This is a genomic window from Vagococcus sp. 211, assembly GCF_056322705.1.
The window spans coordinates 1,441,030-1,462,678 of record NZ_CM150475.1 but is presented as its reverse complement, the minus strand read 5'-3'; the positions used below and the strand labels follow the sequence as shown (position 1 = coordinate 1,462,678).

Below are 21,649 nucleotides of genomic sequence, written 5' to 3'. Positions count from 1 at the left end.
TCCATGCATTATCCAACCCCAATTGCTAAATTAATAGACAGTTATATGAAATTACCAGGTATCGGGCAAAAAACAGCCACGCGTTTAGCTTTTTATACGATTAACATGCAAGAAGAAGATGTTACAGAATTTGCTAAGTCCTTAATTAGTGTTAAAAGAGACTTATATTATTGTAAAGCATGTGGCAATATTGCAGAAACAGAGTTGTGTGACATATGCCAGGATAAAACGCGTGACGGGAGTATTATTTTAGTTGTAGAAGAAACCAAAGACGTCATGTCTATGGAAAAAATGAGAGAATATCGTGGGCTGTATCATGTTCTTAATGGGGTATTATCACCCATGGATGGTACAGGTCCAGATGACTTAAATATAGCCTCCCTCATTAAACGTTTGCATGATGATGACGTGAAAGAAGTTATTGTGGCAACTAATGCAACAACGGATGGTGAAGCGACAGCGATGTACTTATCAAGACTCATCAAACCTGCAGGGATCAAAGTAACCAGACTTGCCCATGGACTATCAGTAGGTAGTGACATTGAGTATGCTGATGAAATCACCTTGTTAAAAGCAGTGGAAGGTCGTACAGAATTATAAAAGATGTAGGAGATAAGAGATGACTAAAGGAATGTTTATTACAATAGAAGGTCCGGATGGAGCAGGAAAATCAACGGTTCTAAAAAAACTAGTGGAACGTCTTGATAAAGCGATCATACCTAAAATTATTACGACACGTGAACCAGGTGGCATCTTAATATCAGAAAAAATACGCCACATTATTCTTGATCCAAAGCACACAGAAATGGATGATCGTACAGAAGCTTTACTATATGCTTCTGCAAGACGACAACATTTGGTTGAGAAAGTAAACCCGGCACTGGAACAAGGGGCCCTCGTTTTATGTGATCGTTTTGTTGATAGTTCCCTTGCTTATCAAGGAGAAGCCCGTGGCATTGGAATGAAAGAAATTAAAGAAATTAACGATTTTGCGACGAATGGACAAGAACCAGATTTAACTCTTTACCTAGATATTGAACCTGAATTAGGACTAAAGCGTATCCAAAGGCGGAAAGAGTTGGATAGATTGGACCAAGAAACACTAGCATTTCACCATAAGGTAAGAGAGGGTTATTTGAAGGTATTAGAAGCAAACCCCGATCGTGTGAAGAAAATAGATGCTAGTGCCTCACTAGATAAAGTCGTTGAAACTTGTTATGATTTAGTTAAAGAACATTATCCCCAAATATTTAAATAGAGGAAAGGTGTGAGCCGTATGTCAATGAAATTATTAATGGCTATTGTACAAGATAAGGATAGCAATCGCTTATCCGCAGAATTTAATAAGGCCAACGTCCGTGCTACAAAATTATCGACAACAGGCGGTTTTTTGAAAGCAGGAAATACAACCTTTATTGTAGGTATTGAAGAGGTTAGAGTAGACGAAGTTCTTGAAATTATTAAAGAAACCTGTCAATCAAGAGAGCAGTATATGACCTCGCCAGTGTCATTTGATATTACGATGGATCCTCATTCGAGTTATCCTATTGAAATTCAAGTGGGAGGCGCGACTGTATTTGTTATGCCAGTGGAAGGATTTCATCAATTTTAATGACGAATCAACTAAGTGAATCTATCAAAATAAAACAACCTCATTTTTATGAATTGTTTACAAGAGTCTTTTCAAGAGAGCAGTTTGCCCATGCCTACCTGATAGAAAGTAGTTCGGAACAAGAGGGGATTGCTTTTTCACAGTGGCTAGCAGAACATCTTTTTTGCAACGAAAAAAAAGAGGGAAATCCTTGTGGTACCTGTGTGAACTGCGAGCGAATAACTAGGAATGATTTTCCTGATATGTTAATCGTAGCACCAGATGGTCAAAGTATCAAAGTGGATCAAATTCGAGAGATAAAAAAAGTGTTTACTCAAAAAGGGTTTGAATCGAATAAAAACTTAGTTATCATCCAACAAAGTGAAAAGATGACAAATCAAGCAGCCAATGCTCTGTTGAAATTCATTGAAGAACCAGATGGAGAAACCTACATCTTATTTCTAACGAACAACAGTAATCAAATCATTTCCACCATTCAATCACGTTGTCAGCTCGTTACGCTTAGAAAAGAAAGCAAAGAATCTATTAAAAAGACTCTCTTACAACATACAACAAATGAACAAGTGGTTTATTTAATAAGTGAATTAATGTCTACTTCAGAAGAAGCAGTTGAATTGCTTGAAAATGAGTGGTTTAATGGTTCTAGAGAAACAGTGAAAAAATGGGTGGATTTAATACTGAAGAAGCATCCTATGTCGTTTATTTATGTACAGCAACATATCATTAAACTAAGTAAGGATAAAAAAGAGCAACTATTCATCCTAGATATGGTATTATGTTTATTGAAATACGAGATGTTAAAGGATGCGTTAGATAGACCAATTCATTTGACTGTAGCACATCTTGAACTTGTTCTTGATGCGAAAGTAAAACTTGGGACCCACGTTAGTTTTCAAAATGTCTGTGAACAACTAGTTTGGCGCTTGATCCGTTAAATAGGGGGATAACTATATGGTAGAAGTTGTTGGTGTTCGGTTGAAACCAGCTGGACGGATATATTTTTACAAACCAGAGAAAAATAAAACGTATGAGTATCAGCAACAAGTCATCGTTGAAGCTCAACAGTCTAAAGAGTTAGGGACTGTTGTTATACCAATAAAAAAAGTAGATAAGTCAGATGTACCAGAAGGATTAAAGACAATCCTGACGGTGGCAACGGCTAAACATATTAAGAAACAAGAAGATAATAAAAAAGACGCAGCAAAAGCCTTTGATATTGCGAAAGAAAAAATTGTCAAACACCAACTGGATATGAAGCTAGTAGAAGTAGAATATACCCTGGATCGTAGCAAAATGATTTTTAATTTCACAGCAGATGGTCGGATTGATTTTAGAGAATTAGTGAAAGACTTAGCGTCTATTTTTAAAACGCGGATTGAATTACGACAAATTGGTGTGAGAGATGAAGCGAAAATATTAGGTGGTATTGGTCCTTGTGGTCGACCGTTATGTTGTAGTACTTTTTTAGGTGATTTTGCCCCAGTATCGATTAAAATGGCAAAAGCACAAAATCTATCACTGAATCCAACGAAAATATCAGGTGTGTGTGGTCGATTGATGTGTTGTTTGAATTATGAAAACGATGAGTATGAACGCATTCGTAAAGAAATGCCGGATTATGGTGAATTTGTTATGACGCCAGATGGCAAGGGTCGAGTGATTGGATTGAACATATTAAGTCAAGTTGTTAAAGTTAAATTAACCCAACGGGAAACGCCGATGGATTATGATTTTGATGAATTGATACCTAAAGATAAAGAATCAGAGGAAGGTTAGCATGGAAAAAACACAGTTATATGATGAATTGGTGGCATTCGAAAAAACCATGGGAAGCCTGTTAACCCAAGTAGACGAAATGAAGTCTGTGGTTGATGTTTTATTGGAACAGAACCTAAACTTGGAACTTGAAAATCAACATTTAAGAGACCGTTTGGATAAATTACAAGGTGAATTATCCTTTGATATACGGGATGAGCAACTAGGCAAAAATGACAATAAAAAAGAATTATCTAAGTCTAGATTGAATTTAGAAAAATTATATGAACAAGGATTTCATGTTTGTAAAGACTTTTATGGCTCAAGAAGAGAGAACCATGAAGAATGTGTCTTTTGTTCAAGTATGATTTACGGTATGTAAACTGGTTAAGCTTGTCTTGACCAGTTTTTTTAAAGGAGAGGAATACATGCAACAACAGAAAAGTTTTAAAGAGAATGAAACAGGAAAACTCTATCTGGTTCCTACACCCATAGGTAATCTAGAAGATATGACCTTTAGATCAATTAAGACACTTCAAGAAGTAGGATTAATTGCTAGTGAAGACACACGAAATACACAAAAGTTATTGAATCATTTTGAGATTAAAACGAAACAGATTAGTTTTCATGAACACAACTATAAAGAGCGGATTCCAGAATTAATTGAAATGATTGCTTCAGGCATATCTATTGCCCAAGTAAGTGATGCAGGCATGCCTTCTATTAGCGATCCAGGGCATGAATTAGTCGTAAGCATGAAAGAGGCAGGTTTACCTGTGGTATCACTCCCAGGAGCAACGGCAGGAGTCACTGCTTTAATTGCTTCAGGACTACAACCACAACCCTTTTATTTTTATGGTTTTTTAGGACGAAAAAAATCAGAACAGGTAAAAGAGTTAGAACAAATGAAGCACTTATCTTCAACGCTGATTTTTTATGAATCTCCTTATCGAATTGGAAAGACATTAAAAGTGATGGAAGACGTACTTGGAAGTACACGAGAGGTTGTTGTTTGCCGAGAATTAACGAAAATTCATGAAGAATATACAAAGGGCCCAATCACAGAAATGATTACTTATTATGAAGACGCAACGGTTAAGGGAGAATGTTGTCTTTTAGTGAGTGGTTTCACAGGTGAAATTCCTGTTGAAGGGGAAATTGAGTGGGCACAACTCAGTGTGTTAGAACACGTGACTTATGAAATGACTGAAATGGGGCTCGATAAAAAAGAGGCCATAAAAAAAGTGGCAAAAGTGAGAAACTTAAAAAAACAAGACGTTTATAAAGTCGTTCACACAGATGCTTAAATCCCTTGAAAACAGGATTAAGAAGGAAAAAACTGTTGCATATTAAAGTTGGTATGATATAATTTTATTGTGTAATTATAATTAGAATAGGATAACAGTGCACGTAATCCAAAGGCTATTCGAACGAAAAAACAAGTTATGTTTTGAACTAAATGAGGGCTATTGTGAGGTGGGATGAATTGTTTAATAATTGGTTGAAACGACGAGATAAAGAAGTCGTGAACGAACAAGAAGAATTGGAAGAATTTTATGAGAGTGATGCTATTTCTGAAAGTCTTGATATCAAGCCATTAGAGTATGACGAAGAGTTAGAAGAACAAGACGATGACTATTATTACTATTATTATTATGAAGGATCTGATACGAATAACTCAGAACCAACTATTCCAGAATTAGAACAAGAGAACAATAATATAGAGACAGAATTATATGATAGTACTGATAATGTTTATGTAAGTCCTTACGATGATCATCTCGTAACTACCAATGATTCTAAAGAGAGTGATGATTTATACGAGTCAGACCCTAATATTGAAGAACGCATGATCGCAGAAGAAGGTTCTGATAAATTGTTACTGTTAGAAAATGAAATGAATCAATTAAGAGAGCAACTTGAACGTGTCATGATTGAAAATGATACATTACGCCAGCAATCTGATGAGACTAAGAAACTAGCAGAGAACAATCAACAATTAATGGCTCAACTTGATGAATACAGTGTCTTGATGGAAGAAAATCAAAACATTCAATTGCAATTACTTGATTTAGAAGCATTGAAAGAAGAGAATGATTCTTTAAATAAAGAGCTTGAAAGTACTTCTGCTAAAGCATTGGCTCAGGAAGTAGAATTAACAGAGATTAAAGCACGTCAAAGCGATGAACTGCTAATCATTATGGAGCAAGTCAGCTCTTTAAGCCGAGATAAACGAGAAATGGCTAAACAATTCCGCCAGCTTCAAGAGTTGAAGGAACAAGAAGTCACAGAAAAAGAAGAAGCTTTATCTGTAGCTACTGCCACAATTAAAGAACAAGAAAACCTTCTTAATGAACGTGATCAAAAATTAATTGAAACAGAGCAGAGAATAACGGAATTAAGTCAATCGCTAAATGACAAAGAAATGCTTTTGGAGACTAATTCTATGAGCCAAGTGGCATTAGATCAACAGGGAGAAGCACTTAGATTATTAGAGAGTGACAAACAAACACTTGAAACAGAAAATGGATCATTAAAAGACTCTTTAGCGTCAGCTGAAAGTGCTAACGAAAAACTAAAAGAAGAGAACAAGCAACTTATTACAACGCTCACTGTATTAGAGACAGAACTTCAAGAATTCAAAATAGGGACAACAGAACAACTTGCAATCGCGGATTTACAAAGAACTATTAAAGAGCTTGAAGATGAGTTAAGTCAGTCTAAGGCGTTGGAAACAACACTAATCAAAGAATACGAAGAAAAAATACTAATATACCAAAAAGACGCCATGACGTTGGAGTCTAGGGAACAGGAGCTGTCGGAGATGAACGAACAATTTGAAACACAATTAAGTCAAACCGAGAAATTAGAAAAAGAATTGGCTGAATTAAAGGAAAATCAACAAATGATTAACCAGTTAGAGCGAGAACTTTCGGATATGAAAGTTCAACAAGAGAGAGTCGCTTCAAGCTTAACTGATTTACAAAGTGCACCTGCTAATCAAGACACACTAGCTCTACAACAAGAATTAGCTCGTGTTAAAGAAGAGCTAAGAATGGCTAACTTACGTGCAGAACAACAACCAGGAACAATGCATCAATCAGACATTGCTCAAGTAATGTTAGAAGCACAAGCAAAAGCGCGTCAAATTGTTGATGTTGCTAACTATGAAGCCAAACGTAAAGTGGCAGATGCAGAAATGGAATTAAGTGCAGTCAGTCAAGAAGCAAGAAATTATTATAGAAAATTAGAAAAAATTAAATCAGAATCTGAAGTTGTTTTCTCAGAGTTATTAAGAAAATTAGAAACAATGGGAGACATCGACCGTCTGTAAAAGGAAGAGGTGAGGTTAATGAGCAAAAAGAGAATCTTAACACGTGCAACGACTTATTTAGGAATTGTCGCTACGACGGCTTCTATTTTTGTACCAAGTGCATCGATGATTGTTTTGGCTGATGCCCTATCTAGTTCTGACACCTCAATAAATTCAACAGGATTTTCTGAAAATACTGAAACAGAAGAGAGTTCCTCTTTAACAAGTGAAACATCTTCAACTGGTACCACTGTGTCTGATAAGGACGATGATTTACAATCAGACTTTGAAAACCAGCCACCAGTATCTGATTCGTCATCTACTAACAGTACTTCTAGTAGTACTTCAGAGAGCGCTAGTTCCAGCGCTTCTTCTACGGGTAATAGTTCAAATATCGGTAGTACAGGTAATTCTAAGCCTGGAAGTACTAATTCTAGTAAGGATTCCTCTAGTAGTGAAAGGAACGAATCAGAGTCAAAGGAAGAAAAGAAAAAAATTGACAAGAATAAAGAAAAAGGCCCAGTAGGACCTATTGTTTATTCAAGAAATCAATCAACAGCAGAATTTATTGAAGAAATTGGTGAGGATGCTAGATTAATTGGTCAAGAGAACGGTTTGTATGCTTCTGTTATGATTGCGCAAGCTATTTTAGAGAGCGGGTCAGGTAATAGCGGTCTGGCGAGAAAACCTAATTATAATTTATTTGGTATCAAGGGGTCGTATCAGGGTGAAGCAGTAGAAATGGCAACAATGGAAGACGATGGTGAAGGCGGCTTATTTACCATTACTGCTAAATTTAGGAAATACCCATCTTATAAAGAATCTTTAGACGACTATGCCACGCTTATGACAGGTGGAACATCGGGAAGATCCACGTTTTACCAAGGTGCTTGGAAAGCAAATACTAAAGACTATACCGAGGCTACTCGATTTTTAACAGGTAGATATGCAACAGATACCCGTTATAATGACAAGTTAAATGGGTTAATTGATACCTATAATCTAACCGAATACGATCAGAAAAAAACAGTTCCCGAAACCATAAAGAAATCCAAAGAAACACAACTGTTTATTGATAGTATTGCTGAAGATAGCAAAAAGATAGCTGATAAAAATGACTTGTATGCCTCTGTGTTAATTGCCGAAGCCGTTTTAAAGAGTTCTTCAGGAAATAATGTATTAGTAGAACAAAACAACTTGTATCAAACTAAAGGGCAATTCAAAGGCAAAGGGAAGAATCTCGCTACTTTTGTAGAAGAAGATGAAGGTGTCAAACTAGTTGAAGTTGAGTACAAAGATTATCCTGACATTGAAACAGCTATCAATGATTATGTTGAAGAGTTGAAAAAAGAGGATAAAGTCTATAAAGAGCACACGCAAACGAAAAAAGATAGTTTTAGAAAAGTCACTGCGTATTTAACGGTAGCCAATCGAGACGATCACCTGTATCATAAAAAATTGAATGCTATTATTAATACTTATGATTTAACAAAGTATGATAAAGAAGTAGTAGTTAAGAAGAAACCAGTAAGTGAGAAAAAAGTGAGCCATACAGATAAAGTCACAACGATTAACAAGCTAGGCAAAGATATGGCAGATACTTTATCTGAAAGTTTGGATAAACCGAATAAATACACAGTAAGTAAAGAAGACAAATAGTCTTCTTTTTTTATCCCTAGCAATAACATGAATGTTTAATATTTTATTTGCATTATCGTTCGTCATTAAGTATACTATAAGTATCAAAGACTTATATATGATCGTAATATGGACGATCGTCTCTACCCAATGCCGTAAATATTGGACTATAAGTAAATAAGGCTCATAAAAGAGGTCTTTTTTACTTTTCTGTAAAAAGGACCTCTTTTTTATATTTTAGGGGGATAATTGTGGAAGAATTGAAAAATGTTATTTTAACTGAAGGTACTGTATTAAAGGAAGATGTGTTAAAGGTTGATGGTTTTTTAACCCATCAAGTAAATCCGCAATTAATGGCGAATATTGCTAAAGAGTTTGCTAGTCGTTACAAAGACAAAGGGATTACCAAAATAGTGACGATTGAAGCATCTGGGATTGCCCCAGCTATCTTTTTAGGTTATGAGTTAGGATTACCTGTTATTTTTGCAAGAAAGCAAAAAAGTTTAACAATGAATACGGAATTGTTAACAGCAGAGGTTTATTCGTTTACTAAACAAGTAACAAGCAATATTTCTATTTCAACTAAATTCTTAACTGAAGACGATCATGTATTAGTTGTAGACGATTTCTTAGCAAATGGTCAAGCGGCACTGGGATTAATCGAATTGTGTAAACAAGCAGGGGCATCTGTTGAGGCTATTTGTATTGTTATTGAAAAATCATTCCAAGATGGGCGACAATTACTAGAAGATAAGGGATACGTTGTAGATTCTTTAGCTCGGGTTGCTTCATTAAAAAATAATCAGGTTCGTTTCGTGACGGAGGATTAAGAGGATGACACATGAAACTCATGCCAAATCTGCTGTTCTTGGGCTGCAACATTTATTAGCTATGTATGCTGGAGCAGTCGCTGTTCCTCTCCTTATTGGTCAGGGACTAGGAATGTCTGCTGAGGAGATAACATATCTTATTTCCATCGACATTTTTATGTGTGGGGTAGCGACGTTACTCCAATTAAAAGTGACCAAATTTTCAGGAATTGGTTTGCCTGTTGTTTTAGGCTGCGCGATTCAGGCTGTTGCCCCTTTAATTATGATTGGGACCAAACATGGTCTTGGAACAATGTACGGCTCTATTATTGCTTCTGGGTTAATTATTGTCCTGATGGCGAAGCATTTATCTAGGTTACGTCGTTTCTTTCCAACCATTGTGACAGGAACAGTCATTACAGTGATTGGTTTAACGCTCTTGCCAGTTGCCATCACTAAAATAGGTGGAGGCGATCCAAGCTCTAATGAGTTTGGTACGCCAATGAATATTTTATTAGGCTTGTTAACGATTTTAATTATTGTTGTGATACAAGTTTGGGGTAAAGGTTTTCTTAAATCTGTTTCTGTTTTAATTGGGTTAGTCGTTGGGACTCTAGTCGCTGCGTTGAATGGTCAAGTGCATTTAGAGGCTGTTGCTCATGCGTCATGGTTTCATTTTCCTAGGCTATTTCACTTTGGAGCGCCACAATTTGAGTGGTCATCCATTTTACTTATGACGGTCATATCAATGATAAGTATCGTAGAGTCCACAGGGGTTTACTTCGCGTTAGGAGAATTGGTTGATCAACCTGTTTCAGAGGATGATTTAAAACGAGGGTATAGAGCTGAAGGATTAGCTGTTATTCTAGGTGGTTTGTTTAACACATTTCCTTATACAGGTTTTTCGCAAAATGTTGGATTAGTCCAATTATCTGGAATAAAATCGAAAAAACCAGTTTTCTATTCAGGTATTTTCTTAATTGCTATTGGTCTCTTACCAAAGGCAGGAGCATTTGCTCAAATCATTCCTGAATCGGTATTAGGTGGAGGCATGTTGGTGATGTTTGGTATGGTAGCGATTCAGGGTTTGAAAATGTTATCGACCATTGATTTTAATAATGAAAAAAACCTACTAATCATGGTATTATCTATTGGATTTGGTTTAGGCTTCAATAGTGTTCCTGATTTGTTTAGTCAATTTTCTGAAACAATTCAAATGTTTACGAGTAATGGCATTGTTGTGACGAGTATTACCGCTATTGTATTGAACATTATTTTTAATGAGCTGAAAGCCTAAAGAGAAACATCACGATTCTGATACAAGAATCGTGATGTTTTTTGGAATCACTACTTTATTTCTTTACACCTTAGGCAATGATTGTTACTATTATTGTAGTAGAATTTTAATAAAAGGATGTAAGAAAGACGTGAAAAGTTGTGTCTAAAATAGTATTACCTGGTCAGACGATCGGGATTATTGGAGGAGGCCACATGTCTCGCATGTTGGTTTTATCTGCTAAGCAGATGGGATTTAAAGTGGGTATATTAGATCCAAGCGCTGATTGTGCGGCAAGCTATGTTGCAGACTGGCAGATTATTGCCAGTATTAACGATGCTCAAGCGTTAGTTGAACTGAGCGATAGGTCAGATGTTCTAACCTATGAATATGAGAATGTTAACATAAAAGCCATGGAGTTTTTGGAGGAACATGTCTACATGCCACAAGGGATTTTTGGTTTGTCCGTGACACAAGACAGACTATTAGAAAGAGAATTCTTAAATTCTTTAAGGATAAACATTGCCCCTTATACTACAGCGACTCTAGTATCAGATATCAGAGAAGCAGCGCAATTTGTAGGGTATCCTTGCCTTGTAAAATCAAATATTAGAAACGGGCAAGCAGATAAAGTAGTGCAATTGAATGGTCCAGATGACGTGGATCAGTCTGTCCCCCTTATACAACAAGGGGTGTGTGTGGTTGAGGCGTATGTTCCTTTGAAAAAAGAATTATTTGTAGCCGTTGGATTAAATCGTAATGGGGATTATTCTTTATTCCCGATTGTCGAAACCTATCATGATGCCACAGGGGCTCTACGTAAAGTAAAAGCACCTATCATCATTAATGATCTACCAGATGTTATTGTTAATCAAATCCATATTGTGGCTAAAGCCATTGCTTCAGAGCTTAATGCTAGTGGAATTGTAGGGATTGAGTTCTTTTTAACAGAAGACAATAATTTATACGTAAATGAAGTATCCACTAGGCCTCATGAAATCGGGTTATATACGATGGATGCTTGTAATTTTTCAGAGTATGATGTCCATGTGCGTGGAATCTGTAATTGGCCAATACCTAAAATTAAGCAACATGAACCAGCGATCTCATTCAATGTAACACTGGATAATGAGAAACGTGTGTTAGAATTACTTAGCAGTAAGAGGGATTGGCACTATCATCATTATGAAAGTTTAGCCAAAAGAGATGAAGTGAGAGGCCATGTAACAATCCTCTCAGAAAATATTGACGAAAAAATACAAGAGTTAAAACATATTAAATTAATAAAAAACTAACGATAAATGGGATAATGACGTGAAACAAAAAAAAACACAGCAATTAGCATATGATTATATTAAAGAAAAAATAGATTCAGGCGAATGGCCGAATCAGTTTAAATTAATAGAGCAAGATGTAGCAACGGCTCTGAATACAAGTAGGACACCTGTACGAGACGCTATTAGTGTGCTTGTGGAGGAAGGTTATTTAGTTAAGCAAAAAAACAAAGGCGTATTGGTAGAACGACTATCTATTTCGACCAAAGAGTTTACTGATCATACGTATTTTCTAGAAATGTTATTAACGAACTATCTATATCAGCTACAAATCAAAAAGAGCAAACTAGATGGGAAAGAGCTAAAAAAATACTTAAATAAACTAGACGGGACAAACGTAGTTCCAGATAAATACCTTAACAGTGAAGCTTTTCTTTGTCTGTTCTTAAAAGAGTTGTCCAATGATGTGATGGCTAAAGCGATTATTACAAGCTTTGGCCGAATCGTATGTATTCAATTTCCAAATACCTCGATTCATTTCTTGTACCGAGAGTTCAGTCGTTCTTTTAGTAAAATTATAGGATACATTGAATCAGATCACTATGATTTAAGTCGTAAAGAGATTAGATTATTTTTTAACCGTTTGAATTTAGAACTAATTGATCAACAATTTTAGTTTTTTGATTGTTAAGAACAAATAAACATGCTATTCTTTAGAATATCGGTCTATTTGTGCGAAGTAAAGTAAGAAAGAGGGGTTATATGGATATAGAAGTAAAAGGTCTAGTTAAGAAATATGGTCAAAGAGAAGCTCTTAATATAGAACAACTGGAATTTAAAGCGGGTCAGGCGTATGGCGTAATAGGGCCTAATGGGGCTGGGAAAACAACCTTATTTAAATCACTGACAAACATTGTGACAGATTATGAAGGAGAAATACTGATTAATGGTCAAAATGTTAAGGAGCAAAACGATGTTCTAATGAATGTTGGGATTGTTCTTGATGGTATTTCCGTTTATAAAGATCGAACAGGTTGGTTTAATGTGGAGTACTTCTCTGGCTTAAGAGGTAATTTTGATCCTCAAAGAGCAGAACAACTAGCAGTGGAATTAGAAATATCAGAATATTTAAGCAGTAAAGTCAAAACCTATTCTTATGGTATGGTCAAGAAATTAATTTTACTGATAGCCTTGTTACATGATCCTAAGATACTTATTTTAGACGAGCCTTTTAGAGGATTAGACACAGAAACAGTGCAATGGTTTAAGTTCTATTTAAAACAAATGACAAGCAAAGGCATGACATTGATTATTTCCAGTCATGTAAAGAATGATATTCTTTCTCTATGTGAAGAAGTCTATGTTATTAAGGACGGAAAATTAATGAAGCACCTTAATTTAAGAGAAGTTGAAGGTCAAATGTTGCGAGACATAGAGACAACCAATCAAGAAATGTTTATTGTTATTCTTGAAAAAATCAATTATTACTATCAAGTCTTACAAAATGGCGGTGTTCGCTTGAACATACAAGATGAACGATGGACTGATGTGAAGCGTGAAATGGAACAACATGGCGTGGACATCATCGAGCTAGCTAAAGTAAGTGCCCTTGACGGTAATTTGAATTAGGAGGATTCTATGACAGGCAAATTAATTTTTAAAATGGAAATTTTTAAGTACATGAAAGATAAAAAGTACTTAATGACGACAGCGGTATTAGCGGTATTAAATATCTTAATGACAATTTTTTCAATCTATTTTATTGATAACATGAATCATTTATCAGATACGGGAGAGGCAATGTTTGGTTTGTTTATACTCTCGGTCTCTTTAACGTTTATGATTAACATGGTATTCATGTTTTTATATCCTTTTCACTTAATGTCTATGGATTATAAGAACGATGTTATGTCCATGCTTGTGGCTTCAGGAGTCAATCGTAGTCGGTTATTTTTCTCAAAAATAGGGGCAGCTTTATTATGGACGATGTGTTTAACCATTGTTCTGATTTTTGTTCCCTTTCTAATTGTTATGATTAAATTGAATCAAGTTACTAATATTTCAGATATCATGGCAAGTGTCTTGGAAGTTCTTCGAATGAGTCAATTCTCAATGTTTGGTACGTTAGGGTCACTGATATTAGGTTATATAAATACTCTTGTTGTGATATCCACAGCAACGATTATTTTAAAGGGACGCAATTTAACGATTCTATTGTACATGGGACTTAACATGATCCAAAGTTTTGTTTTGTATTTCTTCAATTTTATCCCAACAAGTTTGAATTTTTCTTTAACAGGGATAACGCTATTTAGTAATTTAATGACAGCAATATCCACAGTTATCTTTATTTTGATTGCTTTAAAGGTCATGAATAAGCAAAATCTTTAGTAAACACGAACGATTAGAATAAAAAAGCAAAGATTATTTATATAATCCTTGCTTTTTTTTTATGGATGGGTTAAATTATCATAGGAGCTAAACGTTAGTTATTCTATTCTTATTAATTATTCGTGTTTAGCCTAAAGATATTCGGGATTTAAACCCAGGAGGTATTAAAATGAAGATTTTTGATTATGAAGATGTTCAACTTGTTCCAAATAAATGTGTGGTAAAAAGTCGTTCAGAATGTGATACAAGTATTGCATTAGGTAAACATACATTTAAGATGCCAGTCGTACCTGCTAATATGCAGACAATTGTGGATGATACAATTGCGGAATATTTAGCAAGCAATGGCTACTTCTACATCATGCATCGTTTTGATGAAGAGGGCCGTATTCCATTTATCAAGCACATGCAAGGTAAAGGATTAATTGCTTCCATCAGTGTGGGAATTAAAGAAAATGAGTACACTTTTGTAGAAACACTAGCTAATGAACAATTGGTACCAGATTATATTACAATTGATATTGCTCATGGTCATTCAGATGCTGTGATTGACATGATTAAACATATTAAACGCTTGTTGCCTGAAAGTTTTGTTATTGCAGGAAACGTGGGAACACCAGAGGCGGTAAGAGAGTTAGAGAATGCAGGAGCAGATGCAACCAAAGTCGGCATTGGACCTGGTAAAGTATGTATTACAAAACTAAAAACAGGTTTTGGTACAGGTGGTTGGCAATTATCTGCCGTGCGACGTTGTAGTAAAGCAGCAAGAAAACCAATTATTGCCGATGGTGGGATTAGAACCCATGGTGATATTGCTAAATCCATTCGTTTTGGTGCATCTATGGTGATGATTGGCTCGTTGTTTGCAGGGCATGAAGAATCTCCAGGAACAACCAAAGAAGAAAATGGCGTTCTTTACAAAGAATATTTTGGTAGTGCTTCTGAGCATCAAAAGGGAGAACATAAAAACGTCGAAGGTAAAAAAATCTGGATTGAACATAAAGGTAGTCTAGAAAGCACCTTAGTTGAAATGCAACAAGATTTGCAGTCTTCTATTTCTTATGCAGGTGGTAAAGATTTAGAATCGATTCGCAAAGTGGACTACGTGATTGTTAAGAATTCAATCTTTAATGGGGATATTTTTTAAAAACGACAAATAAAAAACAGTCACTTCTTAGGTAAGAGAAGTGACTGTTTTTTTTATTATAAGACCCATTCACGAATGGCGTGAGCGACACCGTGTTCTTCGTTGGATAAAGTGATTTTGTTACAAATCGCTTTGACACTTGGTAGGGCATTCTCCATAGCGACACCAATGCCAGCGTATTCAATCATAGAAAGATCGTTTTCGTTATCACCAATTGCCATGACTTCTTCCTGTTTAATACCTAGAAGCGTTGCTAGTTCGTGTACAGCGTTACCTTTTGTAGCTTCTGGATTAAGTATTTCATAATAGAAAGGAGCACTCTTGAACATAGACAATCTCTCTTTATATTGTTGTGGGACTTTCGCAATAACATCATCTAAATGGTTAGGTTCACCAATATACATAGCTTTAATGATTTTGATATCTGGTGTCATCTCTGATACGGGTCGATAAGACAATGGAATACCTGTCAGACTAGCTTCATGTATGGTATATGGGCTAATTTCTTTATTGGCTGTGTACATCATTTCAAAATCTTGTACATGTAATTGAATGTTCAGTTGACGAGAAAGTAACTCGATTTCTAGGTAATCATTGTAGTCTAAAGGAGACTCAAGTAAGACTTTTTTACTTCCAGCATTTTGAATCACTGCACCATTATAAGCGATCATATAGTTGTCTTCGTTTTCTAAACCAAGTTCTTGAATCACATCTAAGATACCAATAGATGGGCGGCCTGTGGTTAAGACTATCTTCACACCTTGATTTGTAGCGTCTGTAATAGCTTGCTTCACCTCTGGGGTAATTTGACGCTCATTATTTAATAACGTGCCATCGATATCGATAGCGACTAATTTAATTGACATTTTAAGTCACTCCTTCGTTCTTTTTATCGCTCCGTTGTGTAAGAGAGCATTGAATGCTTGAATCTGTTCTTCAAATAGAGTATAGGCAGCCTTGTCTGTTGATGCAAGCATTTCTTTTGGAAAATAGAATCGTTGATCGCCTTGGACTTCACCGGTAATAGACCTGACTAAGTTACTGGCCTTAGATAATTCAATTAAACTGCCGTCTTCTTCCATCAACTCAATTTGTGTGCGGTGCTTATTTTCGGCAGGATGATAGAAATCATAAGGTAAATCATAACTGGAACTAATGGCGGTGTAGCGCTGGCTATCAAATCCCACGGTTTGTACTAAATCTTGTAATATTGGAATGACAGCTTCTGTTTCTTTATTGAAAGTAACGGATTTGAACGGTTTACGATTTAAGAAACGTTTAGCCAAGTCACTTAAAGCAAAATCTGTATGGTCAGACCATAGGATGAAGCTGGTAGTTAAGACCCCATCATCTAATTTGAGATAATCACCTAAAGTGTACTGGTTGGTTAAAAAAGGAATCAGTAGAGGAGAAGTTCTTTCAAAGTAAAGAGGTTCCTCAGTATAAAGCACTTTGGCCCGTTGCAGCAAATGATCTAGAATGACTTCCATACCTCGAGAGACTGGATGGAAATAAATTTGCATGTACATCTGATAACGACTCACAATATAATCTTCAACGGCATGCATACCATTAATTTGAAAGGCAATGCCGTCCTTATAAGGTCGAATGACTCTTAATATACGTGTGAGGTCAAAGGTACCGTATTCCGTACCAGTATAATAAGCATCTCTTAAAAGATAATCCATACGATCAGCATCAATTTGACTAGAGATGAGTTGCACCACTTGTGGATTAGGATAGGTTTTATCAATGACACTAGCAACCTGGCTAGGAAAATCTGAAGCAACTTTTTTTAGTACCTGATTAATTTCGGTATTAGGGTTTTCAATGATATCAATCGTTAAGGCTTCGTGATTCGTATCAAAAATCCCTTCAAAAGTATGAGAATACGGCCCGTGACCAACATCATGAAGCAGAGCCGCACACAAAGCTACTAAGCGTTCCTCATTGTCCCACCCGTTAATAGGGTCTTTTTCAATCGGATAATGTTGGTGGAAGAACTGACAAATATGACGGGTCAGTTCGTAAACACCTAATGAATGGCCAAAGCGTGAGTGTTCTGCCCCGTGAAAGGTAAGAGAGCTTGTTCCTAGCTGTTTAATCCGTCTGAGTCGTTGGAATTCTTTGGTATTAATTAAATCCAAAATAATAGGATGATCTACATGGATATAAGTATGAATAGGGTCTCTAAACACTCGTTCTGTAAAGTCTTGTGTCATATTACGCCTCCTTATTGATGACATCATTTCTGACAGACATTCTTTGGTATTGACGCTGATATTCTTCCTCAAAATCTGGACTTGTTAAAAAGGCATCAAAACTACTTTGTGCCTCTTCTGATAGAGTGAACCGTTCTTCAATAGCGTGAATAAGACGTTGTTTCATATCAGTCATTGTCATATTTGTCTTCAACAAGTCGTTGAGATTAGCCATAGAGTCGGGGTTCACTGGCGGGAAGGCACCTGTTCCAAACGCCTCTTTCAGTCCCACTTGATAAAAATCACGAACCACTTGACCTCGATGCGTTTGATCGCCATGGACACTCAGATAAATCATAATACCAATGCCCTTTTTAATACGACGTTGCGCAATTCCAGCGAATTTTTTCCCATTAATGCTCAAGTCGTAATCACCAGGGCAATAGGAATCAGCCACTTCAAGAGCATCAATTGTGGCATCAAAGTCATGGAGAGCTGCTTCGATTATTTCTTTCATGTAATCGTAACCGTTGTTAATGCTGAGACCTTTAACTTCAGCATCTTGAGGTAAGATGATAGAAAAATTTAGCACTCCAGGGTTGGCAACCACAGCGAGTCCACCGGAATTTCGAACCACTACATGGTATCCAGCTTGCTCAATGGAGGTGACCCCTTCTTGTAAAAAGGGCACTCGGGTATCTTGCATTCCTAGAATCACTTGGTTTTCCATTTCCCAAAAATGAAACATGGTTTGGTTTGTTTCTCCTGAATAGGCTGCCAGGATATCTGTATAGATGAAAGGATCAAATCCTTTTGTATGAGGTAATACGTGTTGATCAAATAATAAAGCGGTTGGCATCATGGTGACACTCCTTTTATAAAATAATAAGTCCATTATACCTAGATAATGAAAGGACGGAAAGGAAGATGTTTACTTTATTTGACAAATAGATGAAAACCATTGAAAATGAAGGAAATAAAAGAACGAGGTGTCAAAATGAAAGAACGTGAAACAACCCCTGTAACCATTGATGTCAAAACGAAGGTTCGCCAAGAGGCTGGGGAGGATACTTTCCAGAGTCAAGTGACAGGTGAAGTCATTGCAATGGGTGACTCTTTTTATATTCGTTACGAAGAAAGACTAGAAGGGGTAGACAACGCGGTACCAGTCACCATCAAAATATTACCTGATGGCAAAGTTCAATTAATCCGGTCGGGAGATATAAGGATGAAGTTGATATTTAACTTACTAGAGAGACATGAAACCATGTATCACACCAATTTTGGAAGCATGTCAATTCAAACCCATACTAAACATATGACGGTGAACATGGAGAATCATCCGAGTGAAGGAAGTCTTTTTATCGATTATGATTTATATGGCGGGGAAGAAAGATTAGGTATCTATCAACTAGATTTAAAATTTAAGGGATAAACATAGAATAGCATTGCATTTTAAGGCCTAAGTATTGTATTATAAAGAGTAGACTGTGAAAGGACGTGTGCCAGTTGGAAATAAAAGCATTTAATGATGTTAACAAAGATGAGTTATCAATGATTGAAGTGGCTCATGGAATATTAGAACAACGTGGAGAAATTATAGACTTTTCAGATTTAGTGAATCAAATTCAAAGCTATTTAGGAAAAGCAGACAGTGAAATTAGAGACGTTCTACCTCAATTTTATACAGATTTAAACTTGGATGGAAGTTTCATTTCATTAGGGGACAATCGTTGGGGATTACGCGCATGGTATCCAATTGATTCAATCGATGAAGAAATCTCAGGAATTGATGAAGACGAAGAAGAAACACCTCGTCGTAAAAAGCGTAAAAAAGTAAATGCCTTCATTGGTTTAGATGACGATGGTATTGACTATAACGATGACGATCCAGAAGATTCAGATTTGAATGAAGATGAAGATGATCTTTATGAAGATGAAGAAGATGAATCAAAAGAAATTAAACAATACACTTCAGATTTATCAGAAATCGGTGCCGATAACGATGAAGAAGAAGTCTCTGAAAACGAAGGTTTAACCATTGTAGATGAAGATGATTTATATGATGACTCTGATCTTGATGATGAAGAGGAAGAAGAAGAGTAAGAATGTGGGGCGTCTGATATCAGACGTTCTTTTTTTTAGTAAATAGGAGGGGAAAGAATGGAAGAAATTGTTAGTATGCTTATTTTGTTGTTAAATGGTTTTTCTATTTTAATTCTATTAGTTGGCGTTGTTAAGACGACCGTCGATTTTATTAAAAACGAGACACGTGGTACAGATCAAGAAACGATTACACGTTCTAATAACCAAATAAAAGTGTATTTAGGTTCGTATATTTTATTGAGTTTAGAAGTGTTGATTGCCTCCGATATTATCGAAACAATCATGAACCCAAGTATTGAAGATATCCTTATTCTAGCGGGGATTGTTGTGATTAGAACAGCCATATCTTACTTCTTAGGCAAAGAAATTGAAAGTGTTGAATTAGATAAGAAATAGACCTTGTGAAATAAAGGTTTATTTTTTTTAGTTCATAACACTTGATTTTTATTTTTATATCGATACAATGTATGTATACCAAAAATAAAAAAGTATCTAGGAGGTTTGATTTAATGGTATTTCCTAATGTAGACAAAAAATACGATTTATATATTAACGGTGAATGGTACAAACAAGAAGAACAAGTGTTATTAGATGTTCACTCACCATTAGATGGCAACAAAGTATCACAAATAGTAGACGCAACAGAAGCAGATGTAGCGTATGCGGTAGAATCCGCACAAGCAGCATTACCTGAATGGAAAAACTGGTCTCTTTTAGACAGAAGTAACTTGTTATTAAAAATTGCAGATGTGATTGATGAGAATTTAGAGCATTTAGCACAAGTAGAATCAATGGATAATGGTAAGCCAATCCGTGAAACGATGGCAATCGATGTTCCTTTGAGTGCGGACCATTTCCGATATTTTGCAGGAGTGATTCGTAGTGAAGAAGGATCAGCCCAAGCGTTTGATAAAGATACATTGAGTATTGTTATCAAAGAACCTGTTGGGGTAGTTGGACAAATCATTCCTTGGAACTTCCCACTTCTTATGGGAGCATGGAAGCTAGCTCCTGCTTTAGCTGCAGGTAACACTGTAGTTATTCACCCATCATCTTCTACTTCATTAAGCTTGTTGGAATTGGCCAAACTCATTGGACCATTATTACCTAAAGGCGTTTTAAACGTCATCACGGGTAAAGGGTCTCGTTCAGGTGAATACATGTTAAATCATCCAGGCTTTAACAAGTTAGCTTTTACAGGATCAACAGAAGTAGGTTATAGAGTAGCGCGTGCTGCGGCAGAAAAATTAATTCCAGCTACTTTAGAGCTAGGTGGTAAATCAGCGAATATATTCTTTGATGATATGCCATTTGATAAAGCGGTTGAAGGGGCACAATTAGGTATTTTATTTAATCAAGGTCAAGTATGTTGTGCCGGTTCTAGAATTTTTGTTCAAGAAGGCATTTACGATAAATTTGTTACCGCTTTAAAAGAAAAATTTGAAGCTGTTGTGGTTGGTTCTGCTATGGATCCTGAAACACAAATGGGTGCCCAAGTGAACGAAGGACAAGTTACGAAGATTTTAGCAGCAGTGGAGCAAGGTAAAAACGAAGGCGCAACGATTTTAACGGGTGGTAAGCGTTTGGATGGACAATTAGCTAATGGTTGCTATGTTGCACCAACTTTATTAACAGATGTAACAAACGATATGACTGTGGCACAAGAAGAAATCTTTGGACCTGTTGCTGTTGTGATTAAGTTTAAAACAGTGGATGAAGTGATTGAGATGGCGAATGATTCTGAGTACGGTTTAGGTGGCGGTGTTTGGACAACCAATCTTAACACTGCGCTTAAAGTAGGCCGTGAAGTTCAAACCGGTCGTATTTGGGTGAACACATACAACCAAATCCCAGCAGGTTCACCATTTGGTGGCGTGAAGAAATCAGGTATTGGTCGTGAAACCCATAAGAGTATCTTAGAAGCGTACACACAAGCTAAAAACATCTATATTGATACAAGTGAAACAGGTTTTGGTCTGTATTAATACTAGAATAAAAGTATGAAAAACTTAATTGTTTTCAGAAAAACAAGTAAATCTTGTGATTTGACTAGCAAAACAACTGAAATTCTGTTAAAATAACCTTGTCAGTTAGGTTATACTTAACAAAAATTGTAATCCAAATTTG

The 21,649-nt window shown here is 36.1% G+C and carries 23 protein-coding genes and 1 riboswitch; of the genes, 20 read left to right on the top strand and 3 right to left on the bottom strand.

Annotation, left to right across the window (positions count from 1 at the left end):
• Positions 1–3 precede the first annotated feature (3 nt).
• The 16 genes from recR to guaC all read left to right on the top strand — a co-directional run bounded on the left by recR (position 4) and on the right by guaC (position 15,215).
• Positions 4–600, top strand: a complete 597-nt coding sequence (gene recR, locus ACVWM0_RS07150) for a recombination mediator RecR (RefSeq protein ID WP_476471956.1) — start codon at positions 4–6, stop codon at positions 598–600.
• A 19-nt stretch (positions 601–619) separates the two neighbouring features.
• Positions 620–1,258, top strand: a complete 639-nt coding sequence (gene tmk / locus ACVWM0_RS07145) for a dTMP kinase (protein ID WP_476471955.1) — start codon at positions 620–622, stop codon at positions 1,256–1,258.
• Between the two features lie 24 nt (positions 1,259–1,282).
• Positions 1,283–1,612, top strand: a complete 330-nt coding sequence (locus tag ACVWM0_RS07140) for a cyclic-di-AMP receptor (protein ID WP_476473685.1) — start codon at positions 1,283–1,285, stop codon at positions 1,610–1,612.
• Entirely contained in the window at positions 1,612–2,547 is a 936-nt protein-coding gene (locus ACVWM0_RS07135; RefSeq protein ID WP_476471954.1) for a DNA polymerase III subunit delta', read from the top strand. The genes ACVWM0_RS07140 and ACVWM0_RS07135 overlap by 1 nt, the downstream gene beginning before the upstream one ends.
• 16 nt (positions 2,548–2,563) lie before the next feature.
• Positions 2,564–3,388, top strand: a complete 825-nt coding sequence (locus tag ACVWM0_RS07130) for a PSP1 domain-containing protein (protein WP_476471953.1) — start codon at positions 2,564–2,566, stop codon at positions 3,386–3,388.
• A gap of 1 nt (position 3,389) precedes the next feature.
• Positions 3,390–3,749, top strand: coding sequence for an initiation control protein YabA (locus tag ACVWM0_RS07125; RefSeq protein WP_476471952.1), 360 nt, complete (start codon positions 3,390–3,392; stop codon positions 3,747–3,749).
• A gap of 46 nt (positions 3,750–3,795) precedes the next feature.
• A complete protein-coding gene (gene rsmI / locus ACVWM0_RS07120; RefSeq protein ID WP_476471951.1) occupies positions 3,796–4,674 on the top strand; it encodes a 16S rRNA (cytidine(1402)-2'-O)-methyltransferase in 879 nt (292 codons plus the stop codon).
• A 179-nt stretch (positions 4,675–4,853) separates the two neighbouring features.
• Positions 4,854–6,701 carry a hypothetical protein gene (locus ACVWM0_RS07115; RefSeq protein WP_476471950.1) on the top strand — a complete coding sequence of 616 codons (1,848 nt, stop codon included), beginning with the start codon at positions 4,854–4,856 and terminating at the stop codon, positions 6,699–6,701.
• 18 nt (positions 6,702–6,719) lie between these two features.
• On the top strand, positions 6,720–8,339 hold the full coding sequence (locus tag ACVWM0_RS07110) for a glycoside hydrolase family 73 protein (protein ID WP_476471949.1): 1,620 nt from the start codon (positions 6,720–6,722) through the stop codon (positions 8,337–8,339).
• Between the two features lie 71 nt (positions 8,340–8,410).
• A riboswitch (purine riboswitch) is annotated at positions 8,411–8,508 on the top strand.
• A 61-nt stretch (positions 8,509–8,569) separates the two neighbouring features.
• A complete protein-coding gene (locus ACVWM0_RS07105) occupies positions 8,570–9,148 on the top strand; it encodes a xanthine phosphoribosyltransferase (protein ID WP_476471948.1) in 579 nt (192 codons plus the stop codon).
• Between the two features lie 4 nt (positions 9,149–9,152).
• Positions 9,153–10,424 carry a nucleobase:cation symporter-2 family protein gene (locus ACVWM0_RS07100; protein WP_476471947.1) on the top strand — a complete coding sequence of 424 codons (1,272 nt, stop codon included), beginning with the start codon at positions 9,153–9,155 and terminating at the stop codon, positions 10,422–10,424.
• A 140-nt stretch (positions 10,425–10,564) separates the two neighbouring features.
• Positions 10,565–11,698 carry a 5-(carboxyamino)imidazole ribonucleotide synthase gene (locus ACVWM0_RS07095; RefSeq protein WP_476471946.1) on the top strand — a complete coding sequence of 378 codons (1,134 nt, stop codon included), beginning with the start codon at positions 10,565–10,567 and terminating at the stop codon, positions 11,696–11,698.
• Between the two features lie 19 nt (positions 11,699–11,717).
• Positions 11,718–12,353, top strand: a complete 636-nt coding sequence (locus ACVWM0_RS07090) for a GntR family transcriptional regulator (RefSeq protein ID WP_476471945.1) — start codon at positions 11,718–11,720, stop codon at positions 12,351–12,353.
• An 86-nt stretch (positions 12,354–12,439) separates the two neighbouring features.
• Positions 12,440–13,306: an ABC transporter ATP-binding protein gene (locus tag ACVWM0_RS07085; protein ID WP_476471944.1), complete on the top strand. Its 867-nt coding sequence runs from the start codon at positions 12,440–12,442 to the stop codon at positions 13,304–13,306.
• Between the two features lie 9 nt (positions 13,307–13,315).
• Complete coding sequence (locus ACVWM0_RS07080; protein ID WP_476471943.1) at positions 13,316–14,068, top strand: ABC transporter permease; 753 nt, start codon at positions 13,316–13,318, stop codon at positions 14,066–14,068.
• Positions 14,069–14,237: 169 nt separating this feature from the next.
• Complete coding sequence (gene guaC, locus ACVWM0_RS07075) at positions 14,238–15,215, top strand: GMP reductase (protein WP_476471942.1); 978 nt, start codon at positions 14,238–14,240, stop codon at positions 15,213–15,215.
• A 56-nt stretch (positions 15,216–15,271) separates the two neighbouring features.
• On the opposite strand, the gene yidA is transcribed toward guaC, so the two are convergent.
• From yidA to ACVWM0_RS07060, 3 genes are read right to left on the bottom strand one after another with little or no spacing between them, the layout of a single operon-like run.
• On the bottom strand, positions 15,272–16,081 hold the full coding sequence (yidA, locus tag ACVWM0_RS07070; RefSeq protein ID WP_476471941.1) for a sugar-phosphatase: 810 nt from the start codon (positions 16,079–16,081) through the stop codon (positions 15,272–15,274).
• Positions 16,082–16,087: 6 nt separating this feature from the next.
• Positions 16,088–17,437 carry an HD domain-containing protein gene (locus ACVWM0_RS07065; RefSeq protein WP_476471940.1) on the bottom strand — a complete coding sequence of 450 codons (1,350 nt, stop codon included), beginning with the start codon at positions 17,435–17,437 and terminating at the stop codon, positions 16,088–16,090.
• Position 17,438: 1 nt separating this feature from the next.
• Entirely contained in the window at positions 17,439–18,278 is an 840-nt protein-coding gene (locus ACVWM0_RS07060) for a lipoate--protein ligase family protein (RefSeq protein ID WP_476471939.1), read from the bottom strand.
• A 135-nt stretch (positions 18,279–18,413) separates the two neighbouring features.
• On the opposite strand from ACVWM0_RS07060, the gene ACVWM0_RS07055 reads away from it, so the two are divergent.
• The 4 genes from ACVWM0_RS07055 to ACVWM0_RS07040 all read left to right on the top strand — a co-directional run bounded on the left by ACVWM0_RS07055 (position 18,414) and on the right by ACVWM0_RS07040 (position 21,507).
• Positions 18,414–18,851: a YwiB family protein gene (locus ACVWM0_RS07055; protein ID WP_476471938.1), complete on the top strand. Its 438-nt coding sequence runs from the start codon at positions 18,414–18,416 to the stop codon at positions 18,849–18,851.
• Positions 18,852–18,925: 74 nt separating this feature from the next.
• Positions 18,926–19,522, top strand: a complete 597-nt coding sequence (gene rpoE, locus ACVWM0_RS07050; RefSeq protein ID WP_476471937.1) for a DNA-directed RNA polymerase subunit delta — start codon at positions 18,926–18,928, stop codon at positions 19,520–19,522.
• A gap of 57 nt (positions 19,523–19,579) precedes the next feature.
• Positions 19,580–19,918: a DUF1622 domain-containing protein gene (locus tag ACVWM0_RS07045; RefSeq protein WP_476471936.1), complete on the top strand. Its 339-nt coding sequence runs from the start codon at positions 19,580–19,582 to the stop codon at positions 19,916–19,918.
• Positions 19,919–20,031: 113 nt separating this feature from the next.
• Positions 20,032–21,507 carry an aldehyde dehydrogenase family protein gene (locus ACVWM0_RS07040; protein ID WP_476471935.1) on the top strand — a complete coding sequence of 492 codons (1,476 nt, stop codon included), beginning with the start codon at positions 20,032–20,034 and terminating at the stop codon, positions 21,505–21,507.
• The last annotated feature ends 142 nt before the right edge of the window (positions 21,508–21,649 follow it).